Origin of the sequence: Salinirubellus salinus, from assembly GCF_025231485.1 — an archaeon.
Lineage (GTDB): Archaea > Halobacteriota > Halobacteria > Halobacteriales > Haloarculaceae > Salinirubellus > Salinirubellus salinus.
Genome location: NZ_CP104003.1, coordinates 199,672 through 212,399 on the forward strand (window position 1 = coordinate 199,672; position 12,728 = coordinate 212,399).

14 protein-coding genes are annotated in these 12,728 nt (G+C 70.4%); 6 read left to right on the plus strand and 8 right to left on the minus strand.

Annotated elements, in window-relative coordinates:
* Positions 1-44 precede the first annotated feature (44 nt).
* Both N0B31_RS01105 and N0B31_RS01110 read left to right on the plus strand, forming a co-directional pair.
* The gene (locus N0B31_RS01105; protein WP_260593908.1) at positions 45-1,238 is read left to right on the plus strand and encodes a redox-regulated ATPase YchF; all 1,194 of its coding nucleotides are present in this window, start codon (positions 45-47) and stop codon (positions 1,236-1,238) included.
* A gap of 40 nt (positions 1,239-1,278) precedes the next feature.
* A complete protein-coding gene (locus tag N0B31_RS01110; RefSeq protein ID WP_260593909.1) occupies positions 1,279-1,590 on the plus strand; it encodes a DUF1330 domain-containing protein in 312 nt (103 codons plus the stop codon).
* A gap of 9 nt (positions 1,591-1,599) precedes the next feature.
* On the opposite strand, the gene N0B31_RS01115 is transcribed toward N0B31_RS01110, so the two are convergent.
* From N0B31_RS01115 to N0B31_RS01125, 3 genes are read right to left on the minus strand one after another with little or no spacing between them, the layout of a single operon-like run.
* Positions 1,600-2,094, minus strand: a complete 495-nt coding sequence (locus N0B31_RS01115) for a DUF7109 family protein (RefSeq protein WP_368389211.1) — start codon at positions 2,092-2,094, stop codon at positions 1,600-1,602.
* Entirely contained in the window at positions 2,091-3,188 is a 1,098-nt protein-coding gene (locus N0B31_RS01120; protein WP_260593911.1) for a glycosyltransferase family protein, read from the minus strand. The genes N0B31_RS01115 and N0B31_RS01120 overlap by 4 nt, the downstream gene beginning before the upstream one ends.
* 24 nt (positions 3,189-3,212) lie before the next feature.
* Positions 3,213-4,430 (minus strand): MFS transporter, encoded by a 1,218-nt coding sequence (locus N0B31_RS01125; protein WP_368389212.1) that lies wholly within the window; start codon positions 4,428-4,430, stop codon positions 3,213-3,215.
* 147 nt (positions 4,431-4,577) lie between these two features.
* Between N0B31_RS01125 and N0B31_RS01130 the strand changes: the two genes are divergently transcribed.
* Both N0B31_RS01130 and N0B31_RS01135 read left to right on the plus strand, forming a co-directional pair.
* A complete protein-coding gene (locus N0B31_RS01130; protein WP_260593912.1) occupies positions 4,578-4,748 on the plus strand; it encodes an HVO_0758 family zinc finger protein in 171 nt (56 codons plus the stop codon).
* Positions 4,749-4,840: 92 nt separating this feature from the next.
* A complete protein-coding gene (locus tag N0B31_RS01135) occupies positions 4,841-6,397 on the plus strand; it encodes an alpha/beta fold hydrolase (RefSeq protein WP_260593913.1) in 1,557 nt (518 codons plus the stop codon).
* Here the strand turns inward: N0B31_RS01135 and N0B31_RS01140 are convergent, their stop codons facing one another.
* On the minus strand, positions 6,398-7,483 hold the full coding sequence (locus N0B31_RS01140) for an aldo/keto reductase (RefSeq protein ID WP_260593914.1): 1,086 nt from the start codon (positions 7,481-7,483) through the stop codon (positions 6,398-6,400).
* Positions 7,484-7,567: 84 nt separating this feature from the next.
* On the opposite strand from N0B31_RS01140, the gene N0B31_RS01145 reads away from it, so the two are divergent.
* Positions 7,568-8,689, plus strand: a complete 1,122-nt coding sequence (locus tag N0B31_RS01145; protein WP_260593916.1) for an NAD(P)/FAD-dependent oxidoreductase — start codon at positions 7,568-7,570, stop codon at positions 8,687-8,689.
* A 17-nt stretch (positions 8,690-8,706) separates the two neighbouring features.
* On the opposite strand, the gene N0B31_RS01150 is transcribed toward N0B31_RS01145, so the two are convergent.
* Positions 8,707-9,264 (minus strand): Hsp20/alpha crystallin family protein, encoded by a 558-nt coding sequence (locus tag N0B31_RS01150; protein ID WP_260593918.1) that lies wholly within the window; start codon positions 9,262-9,264, stop codon positions 8,707-8,709.
* Positions 9,261-9,419 (minus strand): DUF7559 family protein, encoded by a 159-nt coding sequence (locus N0B31_RS01155; RefSeq protein ID WP_260593920.1) that lies wholly within the window; start codon positions 9,417-9,419, stop codon positions 9,261-9,263. The genes N0B31_RS01150 and N0B31_RS01155 overlap by 4 nt, the downstream gene beginning before the upstream one ends.
* Before the next feature lie 134 nt (positions 9,420-9,553).
* Between N0B31_RS01155 and aspS the strand changes: the two genes are divergently transcribed.
* Positions 9,554-10,858: an aspartate--tRNA(Asn) ligase gene (gene aspS / locus N0B31_RS01160; RefSeq protein WP_260593921.1), complete on the plus strand. Its 1,305-nt coding sequence runs from the start codon at positions 9,554-9,556 to the stop codon at positions 10,856-10,858.
* Positions 10,859-10,997: 139 nt separating this feature from the next.
* Here the strand turns inward: aspS and N0B31_RS01165 are convergent, their stop codons facing one another.
* Together N0B31_RS01165 and N0B31_RS01170 are read right to left on the minus strand one after the other, a co-directional pair.
* Positions 10,998-12,440, minus strand: a complete 1,443-nt coding sequence (locus N0B31_RS01165) for an NAD(P)(+) transhydrogenase (Re/Si-specific) subunit beta (protein WP_260593922.1) — start codon at positions 12,438-12,440, stop codon at positions 10,998-11,000.
* 3 nt (positions 12,441-12,443) lie between these two features.
* Positions 12,444-12,725 (minus strand): NAD(P) transhydrogenase subunit alpha part 2, encoded by a 282-nt coding sequence (locus tag N0B31_RS01170; RefSeq protein ID WP_260593923.1) that lies wholly within the window; start codon positions 12,723-12,725, stop codon positions 12,444-12,446.
* Positions 12,726-12,728 lie beyond the last annotated feature (3 nt).

The window sequence follows — 12,728 nt, forward strand, 5'->3', positions numbered from 1 at the left end:
CGCGTGTCGCAAGCCTTGAATCCGCTGGCCCGAACCTCGGACCAATGAGTTATCGCATCGGTCTGGTGGGCAAGCCCTCCGTGGGCAAGTCCACGCTGTTCAACGCGGCGACGATGAACGACGTCCCCGAGGGGGCCTATCCCTTCACCACCATCGACCCCTCGGTGGGCGAGGCGTACGTCCGCGTGGAGTGTCCAGCCCCGGAGTTCGACCAGACCTGCACGCCCGAGACGGGCTTCTGTCGCCACGGGACGCGCTACGTCCCCGTCAAGCTCGTCGACGTGGCTGGCCTCATCCCCGGCGCCCACGAGGGGAAGGGCCTCGGGAACCAGTTCCTCTCGGACCTGAACGAGACGGACGTGCTGGTCCACGTCGTCGACTTCTCCGGGACGACGGACATCGAGGGGGAGTCGACGGAGGGCCACGACCCACGCGAGGACATCGACTTCCTCGAACGCGAACTCGACCAGTGGTACCTCGGCATCCTCCGGAAGGCCGTCGAGAAGTACGAGGGGGCCTACGAGGGCGCCGAACCCGAGATCGAGGAGTACGTCGCCACGCAGATGGACGCGTTCGGCGTCTCGCCGGACCTCGCCAAGCAGGTGATACTCGCGCAGGGGCTCGACCTCGACCCGGCGACGTGGGAGGAGCAGGACGAGCTCGAACTCGCCCGCGAACTCCGCGTGCGGACCAAGCCGATGGTCGTGGCGGCGAACAAGATGGACCACCCCGCCGGCGCCGCGAACTGGGCCGAGATAACCGAGGACCCCGAGTACGACCACCTCACGTTCACGCCGGTGAGTGCGCACGCGGAGAAGGCGCTCAAGCAGGCAGACGAGGGAGGCGTCGTCGACTACGACCCCGGCGCGGACTCGTTCGAGATCGTGGGCGACCTCTCGGCCGAACAGGAGAAAGGGCTGGGCGCCATCGAGACGTTCGTCTCGGAGTTCGGCGGCACGGGCGTCCAGACGGCGCTCGAGACGGCGCTGTTCGACGTGCTCGGTGTGGTCCCCGTCTTCCCCGGCAGCGCGAAGGGCGTCGTCACGGACGAGGGGAAGGTGCTCCGTGACTGCTTCCTCCTGCCACCCGACGCGACGGTCGAGGACTTCGCGTACTTCCTCCACACAGACATCGGCGACGGCCTGCTCCACGGCATCGACTGCCGGACCAAGCGGCAGGTCGGCGCCAGTCACGAACTGGAGGAGCGGGACGTGGTCGAACTGATTACGACGGCCTGAGCGGCGGAGGTTTATCGCCCCCCGGCCCGACGCCCGGACGATGAGCGACAGCGAGACCGTCTACGTCGCCGCACAGATCCAGGTCGAGGACTGGGACACCTACCAGCGCGAGTACATCCCGAAGACGTTCGAGCGCATCACCGCGCACGACGGGGAGGTGCTCGTCGCCAGCGAGGAGGCCGAGGAACTCGAGGGGGAGTGGGACGGCAACTGGACCGTACTCATCGAGTTCCCGAGCGAGGACCACGCCTACGCGTTCATGCAGGACGAGGAGTACGTCGAGGTGATGAGTGCGCGCCACGAGGCGAGCGCGTGGAGCGACATCGCGATGCTGCCCAAGTTCGACGGCTGAGTCGGTCCGTCAGTCGAGGACCGCGTCGAGCCGTCCGCGCAGGTCGGCCATCTCCAGCCCCCACGCGTCGAGGTCGTAGGAGACGTCGAGCAACCGCCGCACGAGTTGTTCGTCCTCGTCGGCCACCGCGCGGGCCACGTCGCCGCGGAAACGGGCCTCGGCGGCCCGCTCGACGGCTTCCCGGTCCGCGATGCGGGTCGGCACGTCCATGATGTGCGGGAGGTCGGCCGCGCCCTCCGGGAGCGAGGGGAACGCCGAGGGGCCGGGCACCAGCAGTCGGTCGGGGTCGTCGTCGAGCGGTGAGTCCACGTCCCCCTCGGGGTCGTAGGCGACGAGGACGTACCGCTGGAGAGCCAGCTCCACGACGGCCGGCCCCGGGGGCTCGGCCCCCTGCTTGTACGCCAGTTCCTCCAGTGCCCGGTCGAGCTCGTCGCGCGTGAGCGTGCCGAACAGGTCGACGACGCCCGCGAGGTCGTCCGGGTCGAGGTCCAGCGACTCGGTCATCGCGCGGCGGCCTCCTCGATGTCCGCCTCGACGGCCGCCCGTACCGCCGCGGGCGTTATCGGGGCCTCCTCCCACGCCGGGAGGCGGGTGTCCTCACCGGGGCGGCGAACGGCCTCGGCGTAGTTCTCGACCTGTTCGCGCTCGCTCGCCCGGTCGTACGTCAGCCCGTTGAACGCCGAGTCGGCGGCGTACTTGCGGACGAACTCGCTCGCCGTCTCGCGGTAGCGGTCGACCAGCGTGTCGTAGTCCGGCGAGACGCCACCCTCCTCGACGGCGCGGAACAGCGCCTCGCCCACCTCCTCGCTCATCGTCTCCAGCCCCTCCGGGCCGCCGACGGCGCGGTGGTCGTGTTCGTGGATGCCGAGGTCGACCTGCGCGGAGCCGTCGGCCCCGACGGCGTGGAAGGCGTCGCCGAGGGTGCCGACCTCCAGCCCCCAGCCACGCTGGACCCGGAGCGAGCGGACCACGTCGCTCGTGGCGGCGAACTCGCCGGCCAGCGCGTAGCGGAACGCGGCGAGATAGTCGAGGATGTCGGCGTCGTGGGCCTCGGCGAGCGTGCGGACCATCGGGGTGTAGAACAGCCGGAACAGCCGGCCGTAGAGCCGGCGGTTCTCCACGCGGGCGTAGAAGCCCTTCGAGAAGCCGTAGCCGTGTTCGAGCGGGAACAGCAGACGGGGGACGTGTGCCCGCGAGTAGGTCTTGGCGTCGGCGTCGTGGACCGCGACGTACGGCGACTCGGCGGCGAGGCCGAGCGCGAGCCACACGTCACGGCCCTTGCCGTGTGCGCCGTTCAGCCCGTGCTCCGCCAGCAGCGACTGCAGCCGGGGGCCGTCACACCAGCAGGTCTCCACGTCCAGCTCGAACGTCGAGAGCCAGCGGTCCACGTCTCCAACCGTGTCGGCATCGGCCTGCAGCGCCACCACGACCCGGCCGGGGGCGACGTCCTCCAGCGCGGTCAGCACGCGCTCGGCGGCGAGGCTGGCGTGTTCGCGCTGGGTCATCGGGACGACGACGGCCGCGTCCCCGACGGGTGCGTCGGGCACGGGGTCGGTGAAGGCGTGGAGCGTGGTCACGCGCTCCTGGACGTACTCCATCGACTCTAGGGAGGGCCGGTCGCCTCAAGTGGTTTCCCCTGCCGGCGAGGAATCCGCCTCGCCGGGGACCCGACCCGCCGGGAGGCGGCCGGTGAGGTGGAGCGCGACCATCGCCGCGAGGACGGCCCCCACGACGCCGACGAGGCCGAGGAACACGGTGTCGAACGGGAGGCCCCCGGCGACGAGTCTACCGATGACGACGCTCCCGCCGGCCTGTACGATCATCGCCGAGGCGGAGTAGGCGGTGTACGCCGAGGCCCGGTGGTGGTCCGGGAGCGACGCCAGCAGGTAGGTATCGGCGACGGGGAACAGCATGTGGACGACGTAGCCCATCACCGCCGTCAGCGCGACGATGGGCCAGAACCCCCCGGTGAGCGTCAGCAGGAGCACACAACAGAGGAACCCGCCGACGACGCCCAGCAGGAGCGGGACGTTCGGGAACCGGTCGGCGAGTCGGCCGGTGAGGAAGAACGCGGGGACCCCGGCGGCGAACAGGAGCGTCAGCAGGAGGTTCCCGGTCCCCGGTGCGATGCCCTTCACCTGGCTCAGGTAGCGGACGTAGAAGTTGAACAGGCCGGTCCAGAGGAAGCCGACTGTGCCGACGACCACGACGCCGGTGAGGACGATGCGCCACTGGGCGCGCGCGGCGCCGAGCAGGTCGCGGTCCTCGCTGCCCGCGTCGGGGAGGTCCGCACGCCGTGCCGCGCCGTAGATGGCGACGGTGGCGAACACGCCAGCGACGGCCAGCAACCGGAAGGTGAGCCGCCAGTCACCGAGGACGAGGACGGCGACGACGAACAGTGGAGCGCCGACGGCCGCCAGTTGCGCGGCGGTGCCGTGGATGCCCAGCGCCCGACCCACGCCCCCGGGGAACAGTTCCGAGACGAGCGGGTTCGCGGCGATGAAGTACACGCCGGAGGAGAGCCCGAGCAGGAACGCCCCGAGGGTGACGAGCGGGAGGGTGGGCGAGAACGAGGTGAAGACGGCCGCCCCGACCAGCAGGCCGCCGGAGCCGAGGACGACGTGGTGGCGGGGCACCTTCGTCAGCAGGTAGCCGGTGGGGACCCGTGGGAGTGCCGACCCGAACCACGCGGCGGTGGCGACGGCGCCGAGGGCGGCCTCGTCGACCTGGAAGTCGACCGCGATGGGGTCCAGCAGGGAGGCGAAGACGACCCGCGCGAAGTTGACGAGGAACACCATCGAACACAGCGAGAGGAACAGGCGACGGCGGGTGTCGGTCACGGTGGGCTTTCACGTGGGGACCGTTCAAGCGTTCCGGAACCACCGCTCGTCGTGTGTGAGTGACACGCTCGCCGGGGCCGACCGGCGCCGGCACTCCGGGCGCGAGGGGCCGCCGGGCTTTTTGTACCCGCTCCGTTAGAGACCGGTATGGAATCAGTCCGCAAGGGTCTCCGCTCGAAGGCCATCACGAAGGACACCTACGAGCGCCTGGAGTGTGCGGAGTGCAAGGAGCGGCTCAAGACCCGGAACGACCCGGACGAGGTCGGGTCGGTTCGGTTCTGCCCGGAGTGTGGCCGCGAGTGGAAACAGGTCGGCTGACCCACGGCGCCGCAGTCGGTGACTTTTCTTTCACGCTGGCGGAGAGTGTCGTCGAGAGATAACTACTTGTTCAGCCAGCGGTAGGTGGGGACGTGACAGACAGTAACACATTCTCGCGGCGCGACGTACTGAGAGGACTCGGCGTCGGCGGTGCGGCCCTGTTTGCCGGAGTCGACCCGGTGCTCGCGGCCGTCCAGCGGGACGCCCCGCACGGCGACGGCGACCACTCGGTGGCGGTGACCGACCCCGTCGAGGTCGAGTCGTTCGACGGGACGACCATCGTCGCCACGCTGTACGAACCGGACGTCTCGGACCCGCAGCCGGCGGTCCTGACCACGCACGGCTGGGGTGGGACCCGGGCGGACCGCGAACCGCTCGCGCGGTTCTACGCCAGCCACGGCTACGTCGTCCTCGCGTACGACTCGCGTGGCTTCGGCGCCTCGGGCGGGCAGGTGGACGTCGACGGCCCGAACGAGGTGGGCGACGCACAGGCGCTCCTGACGTGGCTCGCGGGGCGCGAGAACGTCGTCACAGACGGCGAGGACGACCCGCGCGTGGCGATGGACGGGTTCTCCTACGGTGGCGGTATCCAGCTCAACACCGCGGCCGAGGACGACCGCATCGACGCCTTGATTCCCCGATGGGCGTGGCACGACCTCGCGTACTCGAACGCGCCCAACGGCGTCCTCAAGAGCGGGTGGGCCGGCCCGCTGTTCGTCTCCGGCCGGCAGAACGGCGACCTCGACCCGCAGTTCCTCCAGCTGGCGGGGCCGGCGCTCCAGTCCGGCCAGCCGAGTGAGGAACTGCTGGCGTACTATCGCGAGCGCTCGCCCGTCTCGAAGATGGCCGACATCACGACGCCGACACTCACCATCTCCGGGTGGCACGACCGGCTGTTCTGGGTCAACGAGGCGCTGGCGAACTGGTCGGGCATCCGTGAGAACGACGTGGACAGCCGCCTGCTGCTGTACGACGGCGGCCACGACTTCGAGGGCGCACCATCGACGCCGGTGCAGGAGGAGTACATCCAGGAGAGCGTGCTCGCGTGGCTCGACATCCACCTCCGGGACGGTGACGGGGCGAGCGACCTCCCGACCGTCAGCGTCTACCGCGAGGCCACGGACTCGTTCGAGTCGGCAGACACCTTCCCGCCCGAGGGGTTCGAGACCGAGACGTTCGCGCTGGGTGACACCGTCGACGCTGGCGACGCCCCCTACTTCCTGCTTGGCAACGGCACCGAGTACGCGAACCCGACGCTCTCGTTCGACTTCCCCGTCGAGACCGAGACGGAGGTGGTGGGCGTCCCGCGGCTCACGCTCCCCACGTGGGGAGCGGGCGGGCAGGCGAACGTCTTCGCCGCCGTCCAGACGGTGGACACCGACGGGAACGCCACCGTGCTGAAGGACCAGGTGGCGGCCGGGAGCGTGCAGAACGACGGCCCGCTGGAACTGGACCTCGTCGCGGTGGAGACCACGCTGCAGGCCGGCGAGACGCTCCGGGTGACCGTCGCGCTGCGCGACGGCGAACTCGTGGACGTGCCGGTGCCGGGCGTCGGGAGCGACCTGTTCGAGGAGAGCGAGACCCCGGAGTACCTGTACGTCACGGCCGACGGGGACGCGACGCTGGAGGTACCGGTCCGGCGCGCCTGACTACTCGAACACCTCGTCGAACGCGCTCGCCCCGAGCGGCTCGAACGTTCCCGCGGCCACGTCCTCCCGGACGTGTTCCGGCCGGCCCATCCCCACGAGCGACGAGGTGATGCCCGGTCCCGAGCGGGCGAAGTTGATGGCCTTCTGCGCGAGCGTGTCCCCCTGTAGCCGGTCGGCCACGTCCGGCGGCATCTCGCTCGCCAGTCGGCCCTGGAGGATGGACGCGGAGGTGAACACGTTGAGGCCGGCGTCCTGCGCGAACCAGAGCGCCGACTGGGGGCCGTCAGCGCCGACGTGTGACTCGACGGTGAACGCGTCGGCCATCCCGACGTTGAACGGGAGCTGGACGGCCCGGAGGTGGGTCGCGGCGTTGTCGGCGCGCCTCGCGGCCGCCCGTGCCCGCCGGACCACCTCGGGCAGCGAGAGGTACTTCGGGTGGTCCTCGGGCACCCGGAACGCCTCCCACGAGGCCACGCCGTAGTGTCGGAGGGCACCCGCGGCCGCCCGCTTCTCCAGCACCGTGAACGTGTCCTCCAGCCGGTCGTAGACCGTCTCGCGGTCGAACCGCTCCAGTTGTGTCTCCGGGTTGTGGACGTAGTAGAGGTCGAGGGTGTCGACGCCGAGCGTCGCCAGCGACTCGTCGAGTTGTGCCGAGACGAACGCGGGCGCGATGCAGTTGCCCGTGACGATGTCGTCGTGCTCGGCGAGACCGGGGTCGACGTAGCGCTCGCGGACGTAGTCCGCCGGGTCGGCCGGCCGCTCGCCGTCGAACGCGACGAACCCCCCCTTCGAGCAGAGCAGGACGGCCTCGCGGTCGACCTCGCTCTCGCGGATGGCCTCGCCCACGACCCGCTCGGAGCGGCCGTGGCGGTAGTTCCGAGCCGTGTCGAGGACGTTGACGCCCGACTCCAGCGCCTCGACGACGGCCTCGCGGTATCGGTCGTCGGCCGCGTCGGTGGCGTCGCCGAGGTAGGTGCCGACGCCGATGCTCGACACCGCGTTCCCGGCGAACCCCCGGAAGTAGGTGCGGGCGAAGCGGTCGCCGAAGCGGTCGCGGTAGTCCCAGGTCGCCTCCCTCGTCGCCATTCGGTGGGGGTTGGCGCGTCGCCGGCTAAAGGCTCCCGTTCCGCCACCGGTGGTGACTAAGCCCACGGCGAGACAGGGGCCGGTATGCGAGTCGCAGTCGTCGGCGCGGGTGCGGTGGGGGTCACCGCCGCACACGCGCTGGCCGAACGGGACGCCGACGTGGTGCTGTTCGAGGCGGGCGCGGTGGCGAGCGGGTCGTCCGGGCGCGCGGCGGGGGTCTGTTACGATGCCTTCGCGGACCGCGTGGACGCCGAACTTGCCGACCGGTCGCTCGCCCGGTTCCGCGACCTGTCGGGCGCCGGCGGGTTCACGTTCACCGACTGCCCGTACGTCTGGCTGGCCCGCGAGGGTGACGAGCGGCACGCCCGCGCCATCCGCGAGGGCGTGGCACGGATGCGCGACCACGACCGGGCCGTCTCGCTCCTCGACGCCGCGGCCCTCGGCGAGCGGTTCCCCACGCTCGAAGCGGACGTCGCGGTCGCGGCCGTCGCCGAGGACGCCGGGTACGCCGACCCGGACGCGTACACGCGGGCGGTGGCGGGACTGGCCGAGCGGGCGGGCGTCGACCTCCGGACCCGTGTTCCCGCCGGCGTGCGCGAGGGGCCCCGCGTCGAGACCCACGAGAGGAGCGAGTCGTTCGACGCGGTCCTCGTCGCCGCGGGCGTGCACACGAGGCGCGTCGTCGAGTCGCTCGCGCCGCTCCCGGTCAAGCCCTACCGGGTGCAGGCGCTCACGACGACCGACGGGCCGGAGACGCCGATGCTGTACGACGCCACCGAGGGCTACTACTGCCGGCCGCACGGCGACGGCCTGCTGGTCGGGGACGGGACCGAGCCGGTGGAGCAGCACCCGGACGTCTGGGACCGTGAGGCCGACGACTGGTTCGTCGCGGCCTGCACGGGCTACGAGACGCGCGCGTTCGACGCGTCGTGGCCCGTCGAGCGGGCGTGGGCCGGCCTCTGCACCGCGACGCCGGACGGCCACCCGCTGGCGGGGGCGCTCCCCGGTGTCGACGGCGTCTTCGTCGCCACGGGCTGGCAGGGGCACGGCTTCATGCGCGCGCCAGCCACGGGCGAGCGGCTGGCCGAGCAGGTGCTCGGTGGGAAGGGGATTCCGCCGTTCGACCCCGGTCGGTTCGACGGGGACGAACCGTTCGAGATCGTCGAGGGGATGGCGGTCGAAGAACGGCTCTCGAAGGGGGAGTAGCGTCGACGGGGCGTCGGTTACTCCTCGTCCTCGTCCCGGTCCTCGGGCGCGGCCGCGTCCGTCTCGTCGGTCTCGTCGGTCTCGTCGACGTCGGTCTCGTGGGTGTCGTCGCTCTCCTCGGCAGGGGTCGCCTCGCCGCCACCGACCTCGACGTCCGTAGTGGTCTCGCCGACCTCGGTGTCGACCGTCTCGGAGGGTTCGACCTTCGGGAGTTCGACCCGGAGGGTGCCGTTGGCGGTGACGGTGGCCGTCGCCCCCGCGGGGTCGACGCTCGCGCCGTCCGGGAGCGCCACCTCGCCGTCGAGGCTCATCCCGCGGCCGGGCAGGCGCATCTCGTAGTCGTCGTAGAACTCGCGGAAGCGGTCGATTCGGACGTTGAGGACGCCGTGCTCGAACCGGACCGCCACGTCCGGGGCCTCGACGCCCGGCGCGTCGAACACCGCGAGGAACGACTCCTCGGACTCCAGCAGGTCGACCGGGAGCGGTTTGCGCTCCTGTACCCGCGCGGAGGCTCGACCGATGCCGTCCAGCACGGTGCTGCCGATGGACTCGCCGAGTTCGCGCAGTCGGCTCATACGTGGATCTCCTCCAGCGAGTCGGCGCTCCCGCAGTAGGGGCAACTGAACGCCTCGACGCCCGTCCCGTCGGGCATGTCGTAGGTGTAGTGGAGTTCGAACATGTCGAGTGCACACTCCTGGTCTCGACAGACGACTTCCAGGGTCTTCGGCATACCCCGGACTACGCGGGCGTGGCGTATGAATATCCCGGCCTCGGTGCTCCCCGCCTGCACGACCGCGTGCCTTCGGGTGCCACACCGCCTCACCGTATGGATGGATTTTAGCCCCCGACGCCGGAACGACGGGTATGGAAGACCGCACCTACACCGCGGACGCCGAGCCGGGCGACACCGTCACCGTCGCCGGCTGGGCCCACGAGATCCGCGACCTCGGGGGTATCGCGTTCCTCATCGTCCGGGACACCAGCGGGAAGATACAGGTCAAACTGGAGAAAGACGAGATGGACGAGGCGCTCGTCGAGACGGGTCTCGGCGTCTCGCGCGAGTCCGTCATCACCGTCTCGGGTGACGTGAAGGAGGAGCCCCGCGCCCCGACCGGCGTCGAGATTGTCCCCGAGTCCATCGAGGTCGTCGCCGAGGCCGAGACGCAGCTCCCCCTCGACCCCTCCGGCAAGGTCGACGCCGAACTCCCGACCCGACTCGACAACCGGACCCTCGACCTCCGACGTGACGAGGCCAAGGCCATCTTCGAGATCCGCGCGGAGGTCCTTCGCGCCGCGCGCGAGGCGTTCCGCTCGGTCCACGCCACGGAGATCAACACGCCGAAGATCGTCGCCACGGGCACGGAGGGTGGCACGGAGCTGTTCCCCATCACCTACTTCGGCCGCGAGGCGTTCATGAACCAGTCCCCACAGCTGTTCAAGCAGCTGATGGTCGGCTCCGGGCTGGAGCGCGTCTTCGAGATCGGTCCCATCTTCCGCGCCGAGGAGCACAACACGCCCCGGCACCTGAACGAGGCGACCTCCATCGACTTCGAGTCCGCCTTCTTCGACCACACGGAGGCGATGGACGTCTGCGAGCACGTCGTCCGCTCGGCGTACGAGGCCGTCGCGGAGAACTGCGAGGCCCAGCTGGAGACGCTCGGCCTCGCCGACGAGTTCGAGGTGCCCGAAGACGAGTTCCCGCGCCTGACCTACGAGGAAGCCATCCAGCGCATCAACGCGACGGGCGAACTCGACGAGCAGCTCGTCTGGGGCGACGACCTCCCCACCGAGGGCGAGCGCGCGCTCGGCGACGACGTCGGGAGCCACTACTTCATCACCGACTGGCCCAGCGAGATCAAGCCGTTCTACATCAAGGACCACGACGACGACGAGCAGCTCTCGACCGGGTTCGACATGATGCACCCGCGGATGGAACTCGTCTCCGGCGGCCAGCGTGAGCACCGCTACGACCTGCTCATCGAGGGGTTCGAACAGCAGGGGCTCGACCCCGACCAGTTCGAGTACTACACGAAGATGTTCAAGTACGGGATGCCCCCGCACGCCGGCTGGGGCCTCGGTGGCGAGCGCCTCGTGATGACGATGCTCGACCTGCCGAACATCCGTGAGGCCGTTCTCTTCCCGCGAGACCGCCAGCGCCTGTCGCCGTAGGCGACGGCGCTGGCCAGCGAGCGGGAGCTCGCTGGACGAGTGAATCGAGTCGAAGAGTGTTCCCGCGGGACCGTCAGCGGCTGAGCCCGTAGGAAGCGAAGTCACCAGGAGCCGGCGATGCTCCCGCGTCCGTTCGCTCTCATCGGGTCTCCTTGTACTCCGTGACGAGCGCCTGCATCGCCTCCCGCGCATCGCCGAACAGCATGTACGTGTTGTCGTAGGTGAACAACGGGTTCGGAATCCCGGCGTAACCGGGGCTGAGACTGCGCTTGTTCACGACGACGGTCTGGGCCTCCCAGACGTGGAGCACCGGCATGCCGGCGATGGGACTGGACTGGTCCGAGAGCGCGGTCGGATTCACCACGTCGTTCGCCCCCGTGACGATGACGACGTCGGTCTGTGCGAACGTCGGGTTGACCGTCTCCAGTTCCTCCATCTGCTCGTAGGGGACGTTCGCCTCGGCGAGGAGGACGTTCATGTGGCCGGGCATCCGGCCGGCCACCGGGTGGATGCCGAAGACCACCTCGACACCGCTCGCTTCGAGGAGCGTCGCGAGTTCCGCGACGGCGTGCTGGGCCTGCCCGACCGCCATCCCGTAACCGGGGACGACGACCACGCGTCGTGCGACGTTGAGCAGCATCGCCACCTCCTCGGGAGAGGTCGACATCACGTTCCCCTCGTAGATGTCGGGAGCGTCCTCGCCGGGGGCGCCAGTGCCGTACCCGCCGAAGAGGACGTTCGTGAGCGACCGGTTCATCGACTCGCACATGACGACCGTGAGAATCAGGCCGGACGCGCCGACGAGCGTCCCGGCGACGATGAGGACGCTGTTGTCGAGCGCGAACCCGGTCGCCGCGGCGGCCAGCCCGGAGCAGGCGTTCAACAGCGCGATGACGACCGGCATGTCGGCCCCACCGATGGGGACGACCAGCAGGATGCCGAGGACGGACGCGGCCGCGACCAGCACCCAGTAGGACGGCACCCACGTCGCCGTCGCCAGCGCGCCCGGGAGGTCGATTCCGGTGACGAGCGCCCCGCCCGCGATGACCGCGACGGCGAGGAACGCGGCCTTCAGTGCGTCCTCGCCCGGGTACTTGAGGGGGTCCTCGACGTACCCCTGGAGTTTCCCGGCGGCGACGAGGCTCCCCCAGAACGTGACCCCGCCGACGAGTCCCGTGACGGCCGCAGCCGTCGTCGTCTCGACCGGGAGCGTCGCGGTCCCGGTGGGTCCGAGACGGGTGACGAGTTCCGCGCCGGCCACGAGCGCGGACGCGCCACCGCCGAACCCGTTGAACAGCCCGACGAGCTGTGGCATGTCCGTGGTGTCGACGCTCGTCGCCAGCCAGGCCCCGAGCGCCGCCCCGACGAGGAGCCCGGCGAACAGGACCACTGGCGAGAGGATCTCGAACCAGAGGAGCGTGACGCCGACCGCGACGACCATCCCGGCCGCCGAGAGCAGGTTCCCCCGGCGCGCCGTCCGGGGGTGTGTCAGCGCCCGGAGCCCGAGGATGAACAGGACGGCAGCGACGAGGTACGCGAGTGAGAGTGTCGCCGGAGGAAGCCCGGCCGTGGAGCCCAGCACGGGTCAGTCCTCCCGCCCCCGGAAGCGCTCGAGCATCCGGTGGCTCACCAGATACCCACCGACGACGTTGGTGGTCGCCATCACGACCGCGAGGAACCCCAGCACCGTCGCGAGCGTCGAGTGTCCCGCTCCGGCGACCACCACCGCGCCGATGAGCGTGATGCCGGAGATGGCGTTCGTCCCCGAGATGAGCGGCGTGTGGAGCGTGGCCGGAATCTTCGTGATCACCTCGTAACCCACGAACGCGGCGAGGACGAACAGCGTCAGGTTCTCGACGAACCCCACTCA

What these genes read in the sequence shown, in the direction of transcription:
- N0B31_RS01105 (WP_260593908.1), top strand. Translation starts at nt 45, where the DNA reads ATGAGTTATCGCATCGGTCTGGTGGGCAAGCCCTCCGTGGGCAAGTCC.
- N0B31_RS01110 (WP_260593909.1), top strand. Translation starts at nt 1,279, where the DNA reads ATGAGCGACAGCGAGACCGTCTACGTCGCCGCACAGATCCAGGTCGAG.
- N0B31_RS01115 (WP_368389211.1), bottom strand. Translation starts at nt 2,094, where the DNA reads ATGACCGAGTCGCTGGACCTCGACCCGGACGACCTCGCGGGCGTCGTC.
- N0B31_RS01120 (WP_260593911.1), bottom strand. Translation starts at nt 3,188, where the DNA reads ATGGAGTACGTCCAGGAGCGCGTGACCACGCTCCACGCCTTCACCGAC.
- N0B31_RS01130 (WP_260593912.1), top strand. Translation starts at nt 4,578, where the DNA reads ATGGAATCAGTCCGCAAGGGTCTCCGCTCGAAGGCCATCACGAAGGAC.
- N0B31_RS01140 (WP_260593914.1), bottom strand. Translation starts at nt 7,483, where the DNA reads ATGGCGACGAGGGAGGCGACCTGGGACTACCGCGACCGCTTCGGCGAC.
- N0B31_RS01145 (WP_260593916.1), top strand. Translation starts at nt 7,568, where the DNA reads ATGCGAGTCGCAGTCGTCGGCGCGGGTGCGGTGGGGGTCACCGCCGCA.
- N0B31_RS01150 (WP_260593918.1), bottom strand. Translation starts at nt 9,264, where the DNA reads ATGAGCCGACTGCGCGAACTCGGCGAGTCCATCGGCAGCACCGTGCTG.
- N0B31_RS01155 (WP_260593920.1), bottom strand. Translation starts at nt 9,419, where the DNA reads ATGCCGAAGACCCTGGAAGTCGTCTGTCGAGACCAGGAGTGTGCACTC.
- aspS (WP_260593921.1), top strand. Translation starts at nt 9,554, where the DNA reads ATGGAAGACCGCACCTACACCGCGGACGCCGAGCCGGGCGACACCGTC.